Annotated in this window: 17 protein-coding genes; 9 read left to right on the top strand and 8 right to left on the bottom strand. The window is 69.3% G+C overall.

From position 1 onward, the window contains the following. Positions 1–36: 36 nt before the first annotated feature. A complete protein-coding gene (ubiG, locus tag D9601_RS08195) occupies positions 37–804 on the bottom strand; it encodes a bifunctional 2-polyprenyl-6-hydroxyphenol methylase/3-demethylubiquinol 3-O-methyltransferase UbiG (protein ID WP_198353496.1) in 768 nt (255 codons plus the stop codon). A gap of 54 nt (positions 805–858) precedes the next feature. Here ubiG and D9601_RS08190 point away from each other — a divergent pair, with 54 nt between their 5' ends. From D9601_RS08190 to D9601_RS08180, 3 genes are all read left to right on the top strand, one after another. After that, positions 859–2118: an aspartate kinase gene (locus D9601_RS08190; RefSeq protein ID WP_198353495.1), complete on the top strand. Its 1260-nt coding sequence runs from the start codon at positions 859–861 to the stop codon at positions 2116–2118. Then, on the top strand, positions 2115–3134 hold the full coding sequence (locus D9601_RS08185; RefSeq protein WP_232474011.1) for an NAD(P)H-dependent flavin oxidoreductase: 1020 nt from the start codon (positions 2115–2117) through the stop codon (positions 3132–3134). The genes D9601_RS08190 and D9601_RS08185 overlap by 4 nt, the downstream gene beginning before the upstream one ends. A gap of 392 nt (positions 3135–3526) precedes the next feature. Further along, entirely contained in the window at positions 3527–4282 is a 756-nt protein-coding gene (locus D9601_RS08180) for a hypothetical protein (protein ID WP_198353494.1), read from the top strand. Here D9601_RS08180 and D9601_RS08175 read toward each other — a convergent pair. Further along, the gene (locus D9601_RS08175; protein WP_198353493.1) at positions 4276–4485 is read right to left on the bottom strand and encodes a helix-turn-helix transcriptional regulator; all 210 of its coding nucleotides are present in this window, start codon (positions 4483–4485) and stop codon (positions 4276–4278) included. The genes D9601_RS08180 and D9601_RS08175 overlap by 7 nt on opposite strands. Then, complete coding sequence (locus tag D9601_RS08170; RefSeq protein WP_198353492.1) at positions 4482–4901, bottom strand: hypothetical protein; 420 nt, start codon at positions 4899–4901, stop codon at positions 4482–4484. The genes D9601_RS08175 and D9601_RS08170 overlap by 4 nt, the downstream gene beginning before the upstream one ends. 123 nt (positions 4902–5024) lie before the next feature. Here D9601_RS08170 and D9601_RS08165 point away from each other — a divergent pair, with 123 nt between their 5' ends. The 6 genes from D9601_RS08165 (at position 5025) to pal (ending at position 9994) form a co-directional block, all read left to right on the top strand. Further along, entirely contained in the window at positions 5025–5486 is a 462-nt protein-coding gene (locus tag D9601_RS08165; RefSeq protein WP_198353491.1) for a YbgC/FadM family acyl-CoA thioesterase, read from the top strand. Further along, positions 5483–6175: a protein TolQ gene (tolQ, locus tag D9601_RS08160; protein ID WP_198353490.1), complete on the top strand. Its 693-nt coding sequence runs from the start codon at positions 5483–5485 to the stop codon at positions 6173–6175. Before D9601_RS08165 ends, tolQ begins: the two co-directional genes overlap by 4 nt. A 205-nt stretch (positions 6176–6380) precedes the next feature. Continuing rightward, positions 6381–6845: a protein TolR gene (tolR, locus tag D9601_RS08155; protein WP_198353489.1), complete on the top strand. Its 465-nt coding sequence runs from the start codon at positions 6381–6383 to the stop codon at positions 6843–6845. Beyond that, positions 6845–7879 (top strand): cell envelope biogenesis protein TolA, encoded by a 1035-nt coding sequence (locus D9601_RS08150; protein WP_198353488.1) that lies wholly within the window; start codon positions 6845–6847, stop codon positions 7877–7879. Before tolR ends, D9601_RS08150 begins: the two co-directional genes overlap by 1 nt. A 157-nt stretch (positions 7880–8036) precedes the next feature. Next, positions 8037–9434, top strand: a complete 1398-nt coding sequence (tolB, locus tag D9601_RS08145; RefSeq protein ID WP_198353487.1) for a Tol-Pal system beta propeller repeat protein TolB — start codon at positions 8037–8039, stop codon at positions 9432–9434. 29 nt (positions 9435–9463) lie between these two features. Further along, positions 9464–9994, top strand: a complete 531-nt coding sequence (gene pal, locus D9601_RS08140) for a peptidoglycan-associated lipoprotein Pal (RefSeq protein ID WP_198354411.1) — start codon at positions 9464–9466, stop codon at positions 9992–9994. A gap of 2 nt (positions 9995–9996) precedes the next feature. On the opposite strand, the gene D9601_RS08135 is transcribed toward pal, so the two are convergent. From D9601_RS08135 to ispG, 5 genes are read right to left on the bottom strand one after another with little or no spacing between them, the layout of a single operon-like run. Further along, positions 9997–10467 (bottom strand): GNAT family N-acetyltransferase, encoded by a 471-nt coding sequence (locus D9601_RS08135; protein ID WP_198353486.1) that lies wholly within the window; start codon positions 10465–10467, stop codon positions 9997–9999. Continuing rightward, positions 10464–11357 carry a DMT family transporter gene (locus D9601_RS08130; RefSeq protein ID WP_198353485.1) on the bottom strand — a complete coding sequence of 298 codons (894 nt, stop codon included), beginning with the start codon at positions 11355–11357 and terminating at the stop codon, positions 10464–10466. Before D9601_RS08130 ends, D9601_RS08135 begins: the two co-directional genes overlap by 4 nt. Further along, complete coding sequence (locus D9601_RS08125) at positions 11354–11740, bottom strand: type II toxin-antitoxin system VapC family toxin (RefSeq protein ID WP_198353484.1); 387 nt, start codon at positions 11738–11740, stop codon at positions 11354–11356. Before D9601_RS08125 ends, D9601_RS08130 begins: the two co-directional genes overlap by 4 nt. Continuing rightward, positions 11737–11982 carry an AbrB/MazE/SpoVT family DNA-binding domain-containing protein gene (locus tag D9601_RS08120; RefSeq protein WP_198353483.1) on the bottom strand — a complete coding sequence of 82 codons (246 nt, stop codon included), beginning with the start codon at positions 11980–11982 and terminating at the stop codon, positions 11737–11739. Before D9601_RS08120 ends, D9601_RS08125 begins: the two co-directional genes overlap by 4 nt. A 52-nt stretch (positions 11983–12034) precedes the next feature. Next, positions 12035–13162 (bottom strand): flavodoxin-dependent (E)-4-hydroxy-3-methylbut-2-enyl-diphosphate synthase, encoded by a 1128-nt coding sequence (ispG, locus tag D9601_RS08115; protein ID WP_198353482.1) that lies wholly within the window; start codon positions 13160–13162, stop codon positions 12035–12037. Positions 13163–13219 lie beyond the last annotated feature (57 nt).

The raw sequence follows: 13219 nt of genomic DNA, 5'->3' as shown, positions 1-13219 counted from the left end.
CCGGTAGCGGCGGCGCTACCGCTTGCCAAATGAAGTTCAGTGTCCGGATGTTGCAGCGGCGCGGCGGGCGGTGAGCAGATAATCGAGTGCGGTCGAGCTCGACAGGTCGAAGCCCTTGGCGGGCGAGAAGGCGAGGCCGGTGACGTCGGTCACGGTCAGCCCGGCGTCGACGAGCAGCGCGGTGAGCTCGTCTGGGGTCAGGAACTTGTCCCAATCGTGGGTGCCGCGCGGGATGCGGCCCGTTCCTTCCGCAAGGCCGATCAGCGCGAGGCGCGACAGCGGCGTGCGATTGGGCGTCGACATGATCAGCAGGCCGCCGTCCGCCAGTGCGCCGGAAAGGCCGCGGACGAAGCCCGCCGGGTCGCGGACATGCTCGATCACCTCGAGGCAGGTGACGAGGTCGTAGCGACCGCCCTCGTCCTCGATGCCGTGTGCGCGGTAGGTGATCGACAGGCCCGCCTGTGCCGCGTGGGCGGCGGCCACCGCGATGTTCTCCGCCGCCGCGTCCAGCCCGGTCACCGTGCCGCCGAGCCGGGCGAGCGGTTCGGCGAGCAGGCCGGCGCCACAGCCGACGTCGAGCACGGTCTTGCCGGCGAGCGGCGTGAAACTGGTGTCGTCGCCGTCCCAATGCAGGTCCACCGCGGCGCGGATGTAGCGCAGGCGGACCGGGTTGAGCTTGTGCAGCATCGCCGACGAGCCCTTGGGGTCCCACCAGTCCTGCGCCATGCCGCCGAAATGCGCCGCCTCGCGGGAGTCGATCGTGCCGCCGCCGGCGGAAGGGTTCGTGCTGCTTGCGCTTGCCATGGCGGCTACCTATCAGGGCGCACCCTTTCCCCCAAGGAGTTTGAAAAGACAGCGATGGCGCGGATCGTGATGAAGTTCGGCGGCACCTCGATGGCCGGGATCGAGCGCATCCGGAGCGTTGCCGCGCGCGTCAAACGCGAGGTGGAGGCGGGCAATCAGGTCGCCGTCGTCGTGTCGGCGATGGCGGGCGACACCGACCGGCTGGTCGGCTTTTGTCGCGAGGCGTCGTCGCTCTACGACCCGCGGGAATATGACGTCGTCGTGTCGAGCGGCGAGCAGGTGACCAGCGGGCTGCTTGCCATCGCCTTGCAGGCGGCGGGGGTGAAGGCGCGCAGCTGGCTCGGCTGGCAATTGCCGATCCACACCGACGACGCTTATGCCAAGGCGCGGATCGGCACGATCGAGACGGACGCGCTGATCGCCAGCATGGCGGCGGGCGAGGTGGCGGTGATCCCCGGCTTCCAGGGCGTGTCCGACGACGGCAGGATCACCACGCTGGGCCGCGGCGGTTCCGACACGTCGGCGGTGGCGGTGGCGGCAGCGGTGAAGGCGGACCGCTGCGACATCTACACCGACGTCGACGGCGTCTACACCACCGATCCGCGCATCGTGCCGCGGGCGCGCAAGCTCGCCAAGGTGACCTACGAGGAGATGCTGGAACTGGCATCGGTCGGCGCGAAGGTGCTGCAGACCCGGTCGGTGGGCCTCGCGATGAAGGAACAGGTCCGCGTCCAGGTGCTGTCGTCCTTCACCGGGCCGGACGCGCCGATGGCGGATACACTGCCGGGGACGATGATCGTCGGCGAAGAGGAGATTGACGACGTGGAACGCCAGCTGATCACCGGCATCGCGCACGACAAGAACGAGGCGAAGATCACGCTGACCGGCGTGCCGGACAAGCCCGGCGCGGTGGCGAGCATCTTCGAGCCGCTGGCCAATGCCAACATCAACGTCGACATGATCATCCAGAACATCGCCCACAATCATGGCTCGACCGACGTCACCTTCACCGTGCCGTCCGCCGACCTGGCGCGATCGATCGAGACGCTGAACCAGGGGCGCGAGGCGATCGGCTTCGGCGAGCTGGTCCACGACACGCGCGTCGCCAAGGTCTCCGTGGTCGGCGTCGGCATGCGCAGCCATGCCGGCGTCGCCAGCACGATGTTCAGCGTGCTCGGCCAGCGCGGCATCAACATCCAGGCGATCTCGACCAGCGAGATCAAGGTCAGCGTGCTGATCCACGAGGACGAGACCGAGCTCGCGGTGCGCGTGCTGCACACCGCCTACGGTCTCGACGCCGAGGTCGCGGCATGAGCATCGGACAGGAGCGGCTGCAGCGTCGCATGGCGCGGGGCGCGGCGTTCCTTGGCAGCGACGTCGCCATCATGGCCGGCGCCATGTCGTGGGTCAGCGAGCGTAATCTCGTCGCCGCCATGTCCAATGCCGGCGGCTTCGGCGTGATCGCCTGCGGCGCGATGACACCGGCGCTGCTCGACGCCGAGATCGCCGGGACCAAGGCGCTGACCGACAAGCCGTTCGGCGTCAATCTGATCACCATGCACCCCGATCTGTTCGATCTGATCGCGGTCTGCGCGAAGCACGGCGTCGGCCATGTCGTGCTCGCCGGCGGCCTGCCGCCCAAGGGCAGCCTGGAGGCGATCAAGGAGTCGGGCGCGAAGGTGATCTGCTTCGCACCGACGCTGGCGCTGGCCAAGAAGCTGATCCGTTCGGGCGTTGACGCGCTGGTGATCGAGGGGATGGAGGCGGGCGGCCATATCGGTCCCGTCTCGACCAGCGTGCTGGCGCAGGAGATGCTGCCCGAGATCGCCGATGCGGTGCCGGTGTTCGTCGCCGGCGGGATCGGCCGCGGCGAGGCGATCGCCGGTTATCTCGACATGGGGGCGGCGGGCGTCCAGCTTGGCACCCGCTTCGTCTGCGCGACCGAATCGATCGCCCATCCCAATTTCAAGAAGGCGTTCATCCGCGCCTCGGCCCGCGACGCGATCGCCAGCGTCCAGATCGACCCGCGCCTCCCCGTGATCCCGGTGCGCGCGCTGAAGAATGCCGGCGGCGAGCTGTTCACCGCCAAGCAGCGCGAGGTCGCCCAGTCGCTCGACGAGGGCAAGGTCGCGATGGTCGAAGCGCAGCTGCAGATCGAACATTATTGGGCGGGTGCGCTGCGCCGCGCGGTGATCGACGGCGACGTCGAGCATGGCAGCGTGATGGCCGGCCAGTCGGTCGGCATGGTGACCAAGGAAGAGCCGATCGCCGACATCATCGCGACGCTGATGGCCGAGGCCGCGGCGGCGCTGGACGCGCGGGCGGCCTGAGCGGCCGCCGCGCGGAACGTCTCGAAAGTCTCACCCGTGCGCGGTCGGACCGGCGGTGCGCCCCGCCGATCGCGACGGGCGGGTCGGCTTCGCCGCCGCCGGCCGGTCGATCGGCATTACTAGCGTGAAAGGTCGCAAAGGTCGCACCCGTCGCAGGCGAGCGGGGCGATCCATGCAATCGACGATGAGAAGCAGCGTGGCGGTCGGCCGGCGTCGGACGCTGACGACATTCTGTCGATCGAGCTCGATCCGATGTCATCCGGTCTAACCCCGACGGACGTTGTAGGACAGCGCTTTGGCGGCCGGACGAGGGGCCGCAAGACGGTTACGTCGCGTTAACCATAGGCTGCGATGATCCTTGCCGACGCCGGGGGGCCGGAAGGACAGACGCGATGCGCCGCTCGATTGCCATTTCCATGACGATGCTGGCCCTGACCGCTGGTTGCGCGACCCGCCGTGCGGTGCAGGCGCCGACGGTCGTGGCGACCGTGCCCGCGCCCGCGCCGGTCGCGGTGCCGCTGCCGAGGGGTGCCTATCCGGGCATGCCGGTACCGGCACGGCTGGCCGACGGCCTGTATGCCACGCCCAACCGCGGCCTGACGCCGGCGGCGACGCTGTGGCACCTGCGCGCCGCGCTCAACGTCGCGGCGCTCGCCTGCCGCGGCGACAATGCCGCGACGATCGTCAGCGAATACAACGGGTTGCTAACCAGCCAGAAGAGCGCATTGGCGGCCGCGCAGACGCAATATGCCGCGGAGTACAAGGCGGCGGGCGGCGACTGGCAGGAACGATACGACGACGCGATGACGCGGCTCTACAATTTCTTCAGCCAGGCTCCGGCGCGCGAGGGCTTCTGCGCCGCGGCGGCGGCGACGCTGGCCGACGTGCAGGGCGTCACCGCGGCGGAACTGCCGGCCTTCGCCGCCGGGCGGCTGGCGGTGCTGGAAAAGCCGTTCACCAATTTCTACGCCGCTTACGATGCATGGCGCACGGATCGCCTGCGGTTGAACCAGCTGGCGATGGCCAACGTCGTGGTGCCGGCCGGCGTCCGCACGGTGCAGGCGGTGCCGGCGGCGGAGCCGGTCTCGGCGCGGCCGCGGCTGGAGCTCGACACGCGCGCGCTGATGGACACCGCCGTCGCTCAATGATCCTCGGCGAGGCGGAACAGCGCCTCGACCGGTCGGCCGATCACCTTCGCCAGCCGCAGCGCGAGCACGGTGGAGGGGATGAAGACGCCGTTCTCCACCGTGTTGATCGTCTTGCGACTGACCCCGGCCCGTTCGGCGAGTGCGGCCTGAGTCAGGCCGAGCCGCTCGCGCTCCTCCTTGAGGCTGTTGTGCAGCTCGCTCATCGCGCAGCGCGCAGCTCGAGCGTGGCGAAGCTGATCATCGCCGCAAACAGGCCGGCGGTCGCCACCACCCGCGACACGTCGTAGCTGGCCAGCATCGCGTCATGCGCGAAGGGGGCGGTCGCCAGCGCGGCGGCGAGGCTGGCCCAGAAGCCGGCGGTGCAGCTCATCCGCCGGTGTTCGCGCACCACCTCGTCCTCCATCAGCCGGTTGAGCGCGCTGTCCGGCTTCAGCCAGCGCCGCCACGGCAGCAGCGTCAGCGCACAGACCAGGGCAACGCCGAGCCAGAAGCCGTCGACGAAGTCGCGGCGCATCACCGTCATGCCGGCCAGCTGCGACAGCAGCAGCACCGCCCCCAAAACATAGAGCATCAGCGCCCAGGCACGGCTCTTGCGTTCCGCCAGTTCGATCGTGTCCATTGCATCCTCCTGTAACCTGTGGGTTACATGTAACCCATGCGTTACATCGGTCAAGCGCTTTCTGAGCGCGGTGGCGCCTACGGGGTTTCGCGGCCCGTCCGGTTGGGTTAACGGCGCTTGCCTATGCGGGAGGACATCGACCAGCCCACGGCAGGACGGTTCGAGGGGCGCGAGCACCTGTTCCCGGTGCGCGTCTATTTCGAGGACACCGACCTGTCGGGCGTCGTCTACCATGCGAATTATCTGCGCTTCATGGAGCGGGCGCGATCGGCGATGCTGCGACTGGCGGGGATCGACCAGCGCGCCGTGTTCGAGGCGGGCGAGGGCGCCTATGCCGTCGCGGACCTCGCCATCCGCTACCGCGCGCCGGCGCGGCTCGACGATGCGCTGCTGGTGGTCAGCCGCGTCGGCATCGTGCGCGCGGCGAGCGTCGTCATTCATCAAACAGTCAGGCGCGGTCCGCTTGTTCTGACCGAGGCGGAGGTGACGGCGGCCTTGGTCGCCGGCAACGGCCGTCCCCGGCGCCAGCCGGCCGCGTGGACCGATATCTACCAACGCCTGGTGTGGCAGGGGACCAACGAATGAATCCGGTGTTCAACATGGATGCGGCGACCTTGTCGCCGGTCGCGCTGTTCCTTCAGGCCGACATCGTCGTGAAGGTGGTGATGGCGGGGCTGCTGCTCGCCAGCATCTGGACCTGGACGCTGATCGTCGCCTTCGGCCGGCGGCTGGGCCGCATCCGCAAGGGCATGGCGCGGTTCGAACGCGACTTCTGGAAGGCGGAGGACATCGACGCCTTCTACAAGGCGGAGGCGGATCAGGATCTGCCGTCGGCCAAGGTGTTCGCGGCGGGCGTCAAGGAATGGCGCCGATCGACCGCGGGCGGCAGCATCGACAAGGGTGGCACGCGCGAGCGGCTTGCCACCGCGATGGGCGCGGCGGCGGCGGGCGAGATCGACCGGATCAGCGACAAGCTCAACATCCTGGCGACGATCGGGTCGGTGGCGCCGTTCGTCGGCCTGTTCGGCACGGTGTGGGGCATCATGCGCAGCTTCACCGGCATCGCCCAGGCGCAGAATTCGAGCCTCGCGGTGGTCGCGCCGGGCATCGCCGAAGCGCTGTTCGCCACCGCGATCGGCCTGTTCGCGGCGATCCCCGCGGTGATCGCCTACAATCGCTTCAGCCACGGCGTGAACCGGATCGAGGCGGCGCTGGGCCGCTTCGCCGACGGCTTCCACACCACGCTCAGCCGCCAGCTGGATTCGGGCCGGTGAGGCGCCTCACCGCTATCCTCCCCGGCACGGAGCATCGGGTTGGATCGTCCCCCGGACGATCCTTGAACATGCGGGGCATGTTCAACCCGATGCTGGGGACCATGCGCAGCATGGTGGAGGGGGCTATCCTCAAGCGCTGCGCAGCGTGGAGCCGCCCCTCCGTCACGGCTTCGCCGTGCCACCTCCCCGTTCCGGGGAGGATCTGATGGCGATGAACCTTCCCTCGCAGCGCGGGCGGGGTCGCCGTGCGCCGGTCGCCGACATCAACGTCACGCCGCTGGTCGACGTGATGCTGGTGCTGCTGATCATCTTCATGGTCACCGCGCCGCTGCTCACCGCCGGCGTGCCGGTCAATCTGCCCGACAGCCGCGCCAAGGCGCTCGACCAGGACCAGAAGCCGGTGCAGCTGTCGCTCGATTCGGCCGGCAAGCTGTTCCTCGACGACGAGGAGATCGCTGAGGACGCCCTGCCCGCGCGGCTTGAGCGGATCGCCGCCGCCCCCGCCGGCGGCCAGCCGCCGCAGGTGTTCCTGCGCGCCGACCGCGGCCTCGACTATGGCCGGGTGATGCGGGTGATGGGCGAGCTCAACCGCGCCGGGCTCAACCGCGTCGCGCTGGTCACGGTCGAGGGCGCCGGCGACGCCGCCGCCGGGGGCGCTGGGACGCGCTGATGGATCGGGCGGAACGGATCGGCCTCGGCGTCGCGGTTGCAGGGCATGTCGTGCTCTTCGGCCTGCTGTCGGTCGGCTTCCTGTCCACGCCCAATCCCGAGAAGCTGAAGGCGACGCCGGTCGAGATCAGCCTGGTCAAGGACGTCGCGCCGGAGGCGAGCGCGCCCAAGGCGGAGCAGGCGCCCGCCCAGTCCAAGGCGCCCGACGCCGGGGACCCGGAGGATGCCGCGCCGCCCGCCGCCGCCGAACCGGAGCCGGCGGTGGAGCCCGAGCCGGCGCCGCCCGAACCCAAGCCGGCACCGCCCAAGCCTCAGCCCAAGCCTCAGCCCAAGCCCCAACCGAAACCCGAACCCAAGCCCGAGCCCGCCAAGCCGCAGCCCAAGCCAAAGCCCGCGCCGAAGGCGGAGCCCAAGCCCCAGCCCAAGCCGAAGCCGGTGGCGGAAAAGCCGGCCAAGCCGGTCGAGAAGCCGAGCAAGGCGCCGGCCAAGCCCGCCAAGGCGGAGGCCAAGCCGGCCGAGCGGCCCGCCCCGGCCAAGCCGGCGAGCAAGCCGAGCAGCGCCGCCAAGCCTGCCGCCAGCCGCGGCAACGGCAGCGACAGCGCGAGCAAGGCGGAGCGGCCGCGCGGATCGCGGCTGGGCAGTGATTTCCTCAAGGGTCTGACCAGCGAGCCGTCGACCAGCACCTCGACCGCGCCCAAGGCGGCGAAGATCGACGCCCGCGTCGCCGCCGGGATCAAGGGTGCGATCGAGCGCCAGATCCAGCCGTGCGCGGATCGCCAGGTCAATCCGGGCCCCGGCGCCAACGAGATCCTGACGGTGCTCGACATCAGGCTGAACGAGGACGGCTCGCTCGCCGCGACGCCGCGCATGATCCGCCAGTCGGGTGTCACGGACGAGAACGAACGCTACAAGCAGCGCGTCGTCGACCTCGGCATCGCCGCGTTCAAGGGCTGTTCGCCGCTCAAGCTCCCGGCGGAATATTATGCGGTGCCGGGTGGCTGGAGCCACCTTGCGTACAATTGGAAGCTGAAGTGACGCGGGTTGGTATATCCTTTCGCATGACGGGTAATCCGTCATGCCGGACTTGTTCCGGCATCCACGGCGCCGCAAATGCGCGGCGGATCGGATGCGCGGAACGGTGGACCCCGGAACACGTCCGGGGTGACGAGATGACAATCGAGGGGCCGGGAACATGCGCATGATCGGAAAAATCCTCGCGGCGCTGACCGCTACCGTCGCCCTGTCGGCCATGACCACGGCCGCCGCGGCGCAGACCGCGCCGCCGACGCAGCAGCAGCCGGCCGGCCAGCCGCAGGACCAGAGCGGCGCGCCGCTCGAAGTGTCGGTCACCGGCGGCGTCAGCGAGCCGATGCCGATCGCGATTCCCGTGATGCCGACCGCGCAGGTGGTGCAGACGCCGGCCGGGCCGACCGACGCGCTGGGCCGCCAGCTCGCCGACATCGTCGCCAACGACCTGAAGAATTCCGGTCTGTTCACGCCGCTGTCGCCCGGCAAGCTGCGCCCCGTCGGCTTCCAGGAGGTCAATGCGCCGGCGTTCGACTATTGGGGCGGCACCGGCGCGCAGGCGCTGGTGCAGGGCTTCGTCCGCGCCGGTGCCGACGGCAACCTGACCGTCGGCTGCTATCTCTACGACGTCTTTTCCAAGGTCGAGCTGACCCGGCAGGGCTTCGTCGTGCCGCCGTCCGACTGGCGCCGCGCCGGCCACAAATGCGCCGACATGGTCTATACGCGGCTGACCGGCGAGGGCCCCTATTTCGACAGCCGCATCGTCTACGTCTCGGAGACGGGGCCGAAGGGCAAGCGGATCAAGCGCCTCGCGATCATGGACCAGGACGGGGCCAACCACCGCTTCCTGACCAACGGCCAGGCGATCGTGCTGACCCCGCGCTTCGCGCCCAACCAGCAGTCGATCGTCTACATGAGCTATGAGGACAATCGGCCGGCGATCTACGTCTACGACCTCGGCTCGGGCCGGCCGCGGCGGATCGTGCAGAACGTGTCGCTGACCTTCGCGCCGCGCTTCTCGCCCGACGGGCGGTGGATCCTGTTCTCGATGGCGCAGGGCGGCAACACCGACATCTATCGCGTGCCGGCGAGCGGCGGCAGCCCGCAGCGGCTGACCACCTCGCCCGGCATCGACACCGGCGGCAGCTATTCGCCCGACGGATCGAAGATCGTGTTCGAAAGCGACCGTTCGGGCGGCCAGCAATTGTACGTGATGAACGCCGACGGATCGAACCAGCAACGGATCAGCTTCGGCGGCGGCCGCTACGGCACGCCGGTGTGGAGCCCGCGCGGCGACCTGATCGCCTTCACCAAATTGGGCGGCGCGTTCCGCATCGGCATCATGAGCCCGAACGGCAGCGGCGAGAAACTGCTCACCAACGCCTGGCAGGACGAGGGGCCGAGCTGGTCGCCCAACGGCCGCGCGATCACCTTCTTCCGCTCGAGCCAGGGCGGGCAGGGCAAGGCCGACCTGTGGATGGTCGACCTGACCGGCCAGGTCGAACGCAAGATTCCGACGCCGCTCGACGGGTCGGACCCGGCCTGGGGCCCGCTGCGGCCGTAAGATTTCCGTTCCCCATGGGAGACACGATGATGGCGAAGCTTTCCACCACCCTGATGATCGCGGCGGCCGTGCTGTCGCTCGCCGCCTGCGCGCACAAGCCCAAGCAGCTGCCGCCGCCGCCGGTCGACAATACCGGGGGCCTGAACAACCAGGTGCCGCCGTCGAACGGCAATGGCCAGTACGGCAATACCGTCGTTCCGGGGTCGGATGCGGACTTCCGCCGCTCGGTGAGCTCGAACACGGTGCTGTTCGGCCTCGACACCTATGACATCGATCCGGAAGCGCGCGCGATCCTCGACACGCAGGCGCAATGGCTGGCCAGCCACCCCAATGTCCGCGCGACGATCGAGGGCCATTGCGACGAGCGCGGCACCCGCGAATACAATCTCGCGCTCGGCGATCGCCGCGCCAATGCGGCCAAGAATTATCTGGTCGCCAAGGGCATCGATCCGTCGCGGCTGACCACGATCAGCTACGGCAAGGAGCGCCCGGTGGCGCTCGGCTCGGACGAGGCGAGCTGGGCGCAGAACCGCCGCGCGGTGACCGTCGTCGTCGGCTGATCTCAGCCGCGGGCGAGGCGTTGCAGCGCTTCGCCCGTGACGCGCTGGATCGTCCATTCGTCCATGCCGACCGCGCCCATTGCGCGATAGAAGGCGATCGCATCGGCATTCCAGTCGAGCACCGACCATTCGAAGCGGCCGCAACCCCGGTCGAGCGCGATGCCGGCGAGATGGCGGAGCAGCCCGGTGCCGACGCCGCGCCCGCGGGCCGCCGGGGTGACGTACAGATCCTCCAGATACAGGCCGCGCTTGCCGGTCCAGGTCGAGAAATTGTGGAAGAACAGAGCGAAGCCGAGCGGCTCGCCGGCGTCTTCCGCGATCACCGCCTCCGCCGCCGGCCGGTCGCCGAACAGCGCCTCCGCCAGATCCGCTTCGGTCGCGACCACCGCATCGGGCTCGCGCTCGAAGGCGGCGAGTTCGCGCACCAGAGCGAGGATGGTCGGGACATCGGCGGGGGTGGCGGGTCGGATCATGCGGCGGCTTCCGTTTGCGGAGCGGGAAAGGGACGGCGGATCGCCAGCAGGCAGCCGGCGATGATCAGCATGGCGCCCGCCACCGTCCAGAGCGACACGCGCTCGGCGAAGACCAGCCAGCCGAACAGCGCCGACCAGACAAAGGCGGTATATTCGACCGGCGCGAGCGTCTGCGCCTCGGCGCGGGCATAGGCCCAGGCGAGGGCGAGCGCGGACCCCGAGCCGAGGATCGCCGCGGCGAGGATCGCGGGCAGTTGGCGAACGGCGGGCAGGCCGCCGAACCAGGGCGCGCCGAGGAGGAGCAGGCCGCTCAGTACGAGGCTGGTGAACAGCGCCACCTCCAGCGGGTCGGCGACCTGCGCCTGGCGGCGCAGCAGGATCAGGCTGCCCGCGTAGAAGACGCTGGCCGCGACCACGGCGAGGCTGCCGAGCACCGCCTGTTCCGATGCGCGGGCACTGACCTGGCCGAGCGCGATGACGATCACGCCGAGGCTGGCGACCAGCGACCCGCCGATCGCGGCGCGGCGAATGCGTTCGCCGAGCGTCAGGGCGGCGAGAAACGTCGCGATCAGCGGGGCAAGAAAGGTGAGCGCGACGCCCTGCGCCATCGGCACGCGGACCAACCCCCAGAAGAACAGCAGCACCGATATGCCGGCGACGCCGCCGCGCGCCAGATGCAGGCGCAGCGAGGCAGGCGCGGGCCATGGCCGGCGGCGGATCAGGAACACCGGCAGCATCAGCGCCACGCCGGCGATCGACCGCCACATCACCGCATTGTAGGCGCCGCTGGCGATCGACAGGCCCTTGATGATCGAATCCATCGCCGCATAGACGGCGATCCCGCCCGCGGCGACGCCGAAGGCGGTCAGGCTGGAGGCGGGACGACTCACCGGATCAGCCGGATGTCGAGCCCGAGGGAGAGGTCGATTTCCGCCAGACGCCGGTCGCCGGTATAGACCGGCAGCGCGTGTGCCATCGCCAGGGCGAGACACGCACGGTCGCCAAGCGAGGCGCCCAGCGCGCGTGTCGGCTCGCGTAGGCTTGCCGCCTTGAGTGCGAGAGGAAGATCGAACGGAACAGTCGTGATCTCGTAGACGTCGAGGATCGACAGCACCGCTTCTGCACTGGCCCCACGTTCTACGCCACGCGCACAGCATTCGGAGATGTTGACGGTGGACATCAGGCTGCCGCGCACGATGGTAGCCACTAGTTCCGCGCCGGACTCGCCGAGCATCAGCGCCATTATCGCTGACGCGTCGACGACTGCGGTCATTCCTCGCCCCAGTCGGCGCGGCGTTCTTTGAGAAAGGTGTCGACCGTATAGTCGTCCCCGAAGATCGCGCGCGCCCTGGCCTTCGCATTGCGTACAGACTGTTCAAAGGTCATCAACCGCACGCCGCCGTCGTCCGTCCGATCGACGACCAGCGAATCGCCGTCCTTGATGCCGAGGTCACGACGGATGTCGGCAGGGATCACCACCTTGCCGCCGGCGATTACTTTGGCATGATAGGTCATGTGTCGATCTCCAGTACCCACCTTATAGCATAGGTACCGGAGCGCGTCAGGATCATTCCGCCGCCACCGGCTCCACCGCGGGCGTCGCCGCCTCGATCTCCGCCGCCTTCGCCTCGACCAGCCGGACGATATGGTCGATCATATCGGCGTCCTGGACGTGATGGTCGGTGACGCCCGACAGATAGACCATGTGCTTGCCGTTGCCGCCGCCGGTGATGCCGATGTCCGTCTCGCGCGCCTCGCCGGGGCCGTTGACGACGCAGCCGAGCACGGACAGGCTCATCGGCGTGCGGATATGCTGCAGCCGTTCCTCCAGCGCCTGGACGGTACGGATGACGTCGAAGCCCTGGCGCGCGCACGACGGGCAGGAGACGACGCGGACGCCGCGGTTGCGGATGCCGAGCGCCTTCAGGATCTCGAAGCCGACACGAACCTCTTCCTCGGGCTCGGCCGACAGCGAGACGCGGATCGTGTCGCCGATGCCGAACCAGAGCAGGCTGCCGATGCCGATCGACGATTTGACGGTGCCGCCGATCAGGCCGCCCGCCTCGGTGATGCCGAGGTGGAGCGGGCAATCGGTCGCCTCCGCCAGCCCCTGATAGGCGGCGACGGCGAGGAACACGTCCGACGCCTTCACCGCCACCTTATATTCGTGGAAGTCGTGGTCCTGGAGCAGCTTGATATGATCGAGCGCGCTTTCGACCAGCGCGTCGGGGCAGGGCTCGCCATATTTTTCCAGCAGGTCCTTCTCGAGGCTGCCGGCGTTGACGCCGATGCGGATCGCGCAGCCGTTCGCCTTGGCGGCGCGCACCACCTCGGCGACGCGTTCGTTGCTGCCGATGTTGCCGGGGTTGATGCGCAGGCATGCCGCGCCGGCGTCCGCCGCTTCGAGGGCGCGCTTGTAGTGGAAATGGATGTCGGCGACGATCGGCACATGCGCCGCGCGGACGATCTGCTTCAGCGCCGCGGTCGATTCGACGTCCGGGCAGGAGACGCGGATGATGTCGACGCCCGCCTCCTCGCAGCGGCGGATCTGGTCCACCGTGCCGCGGATGTCGGGCGTGGGCGTATTGGTCATCGTCTGCACGGTGACCGGCGCATCGCCGCCGACGGGGACATTGCCGACCATGATCTGGCGGCTCGGACGGCGGACGATGTCGCGCCACGGACGTACTGACATGCCCCCCATATACAGCGCGCGGGTTGCGGTTCAAAGACGCTGCTGTAGGGGAGGGCC

Source organism: Sphingomonas sp. MA1305 (assembly GCF_016107325.1).
In the GTDB taxonomy this organism is placed as follows: domain Bacteria; phylum Pseudomonadota; class Alphaproteobacteria; order Sphingomonadales; family Sphingomonadaceae; genus Sphingomonas.
This window is presented reverse-complemented; position numbering and strand designations above follow the sequence as displayed.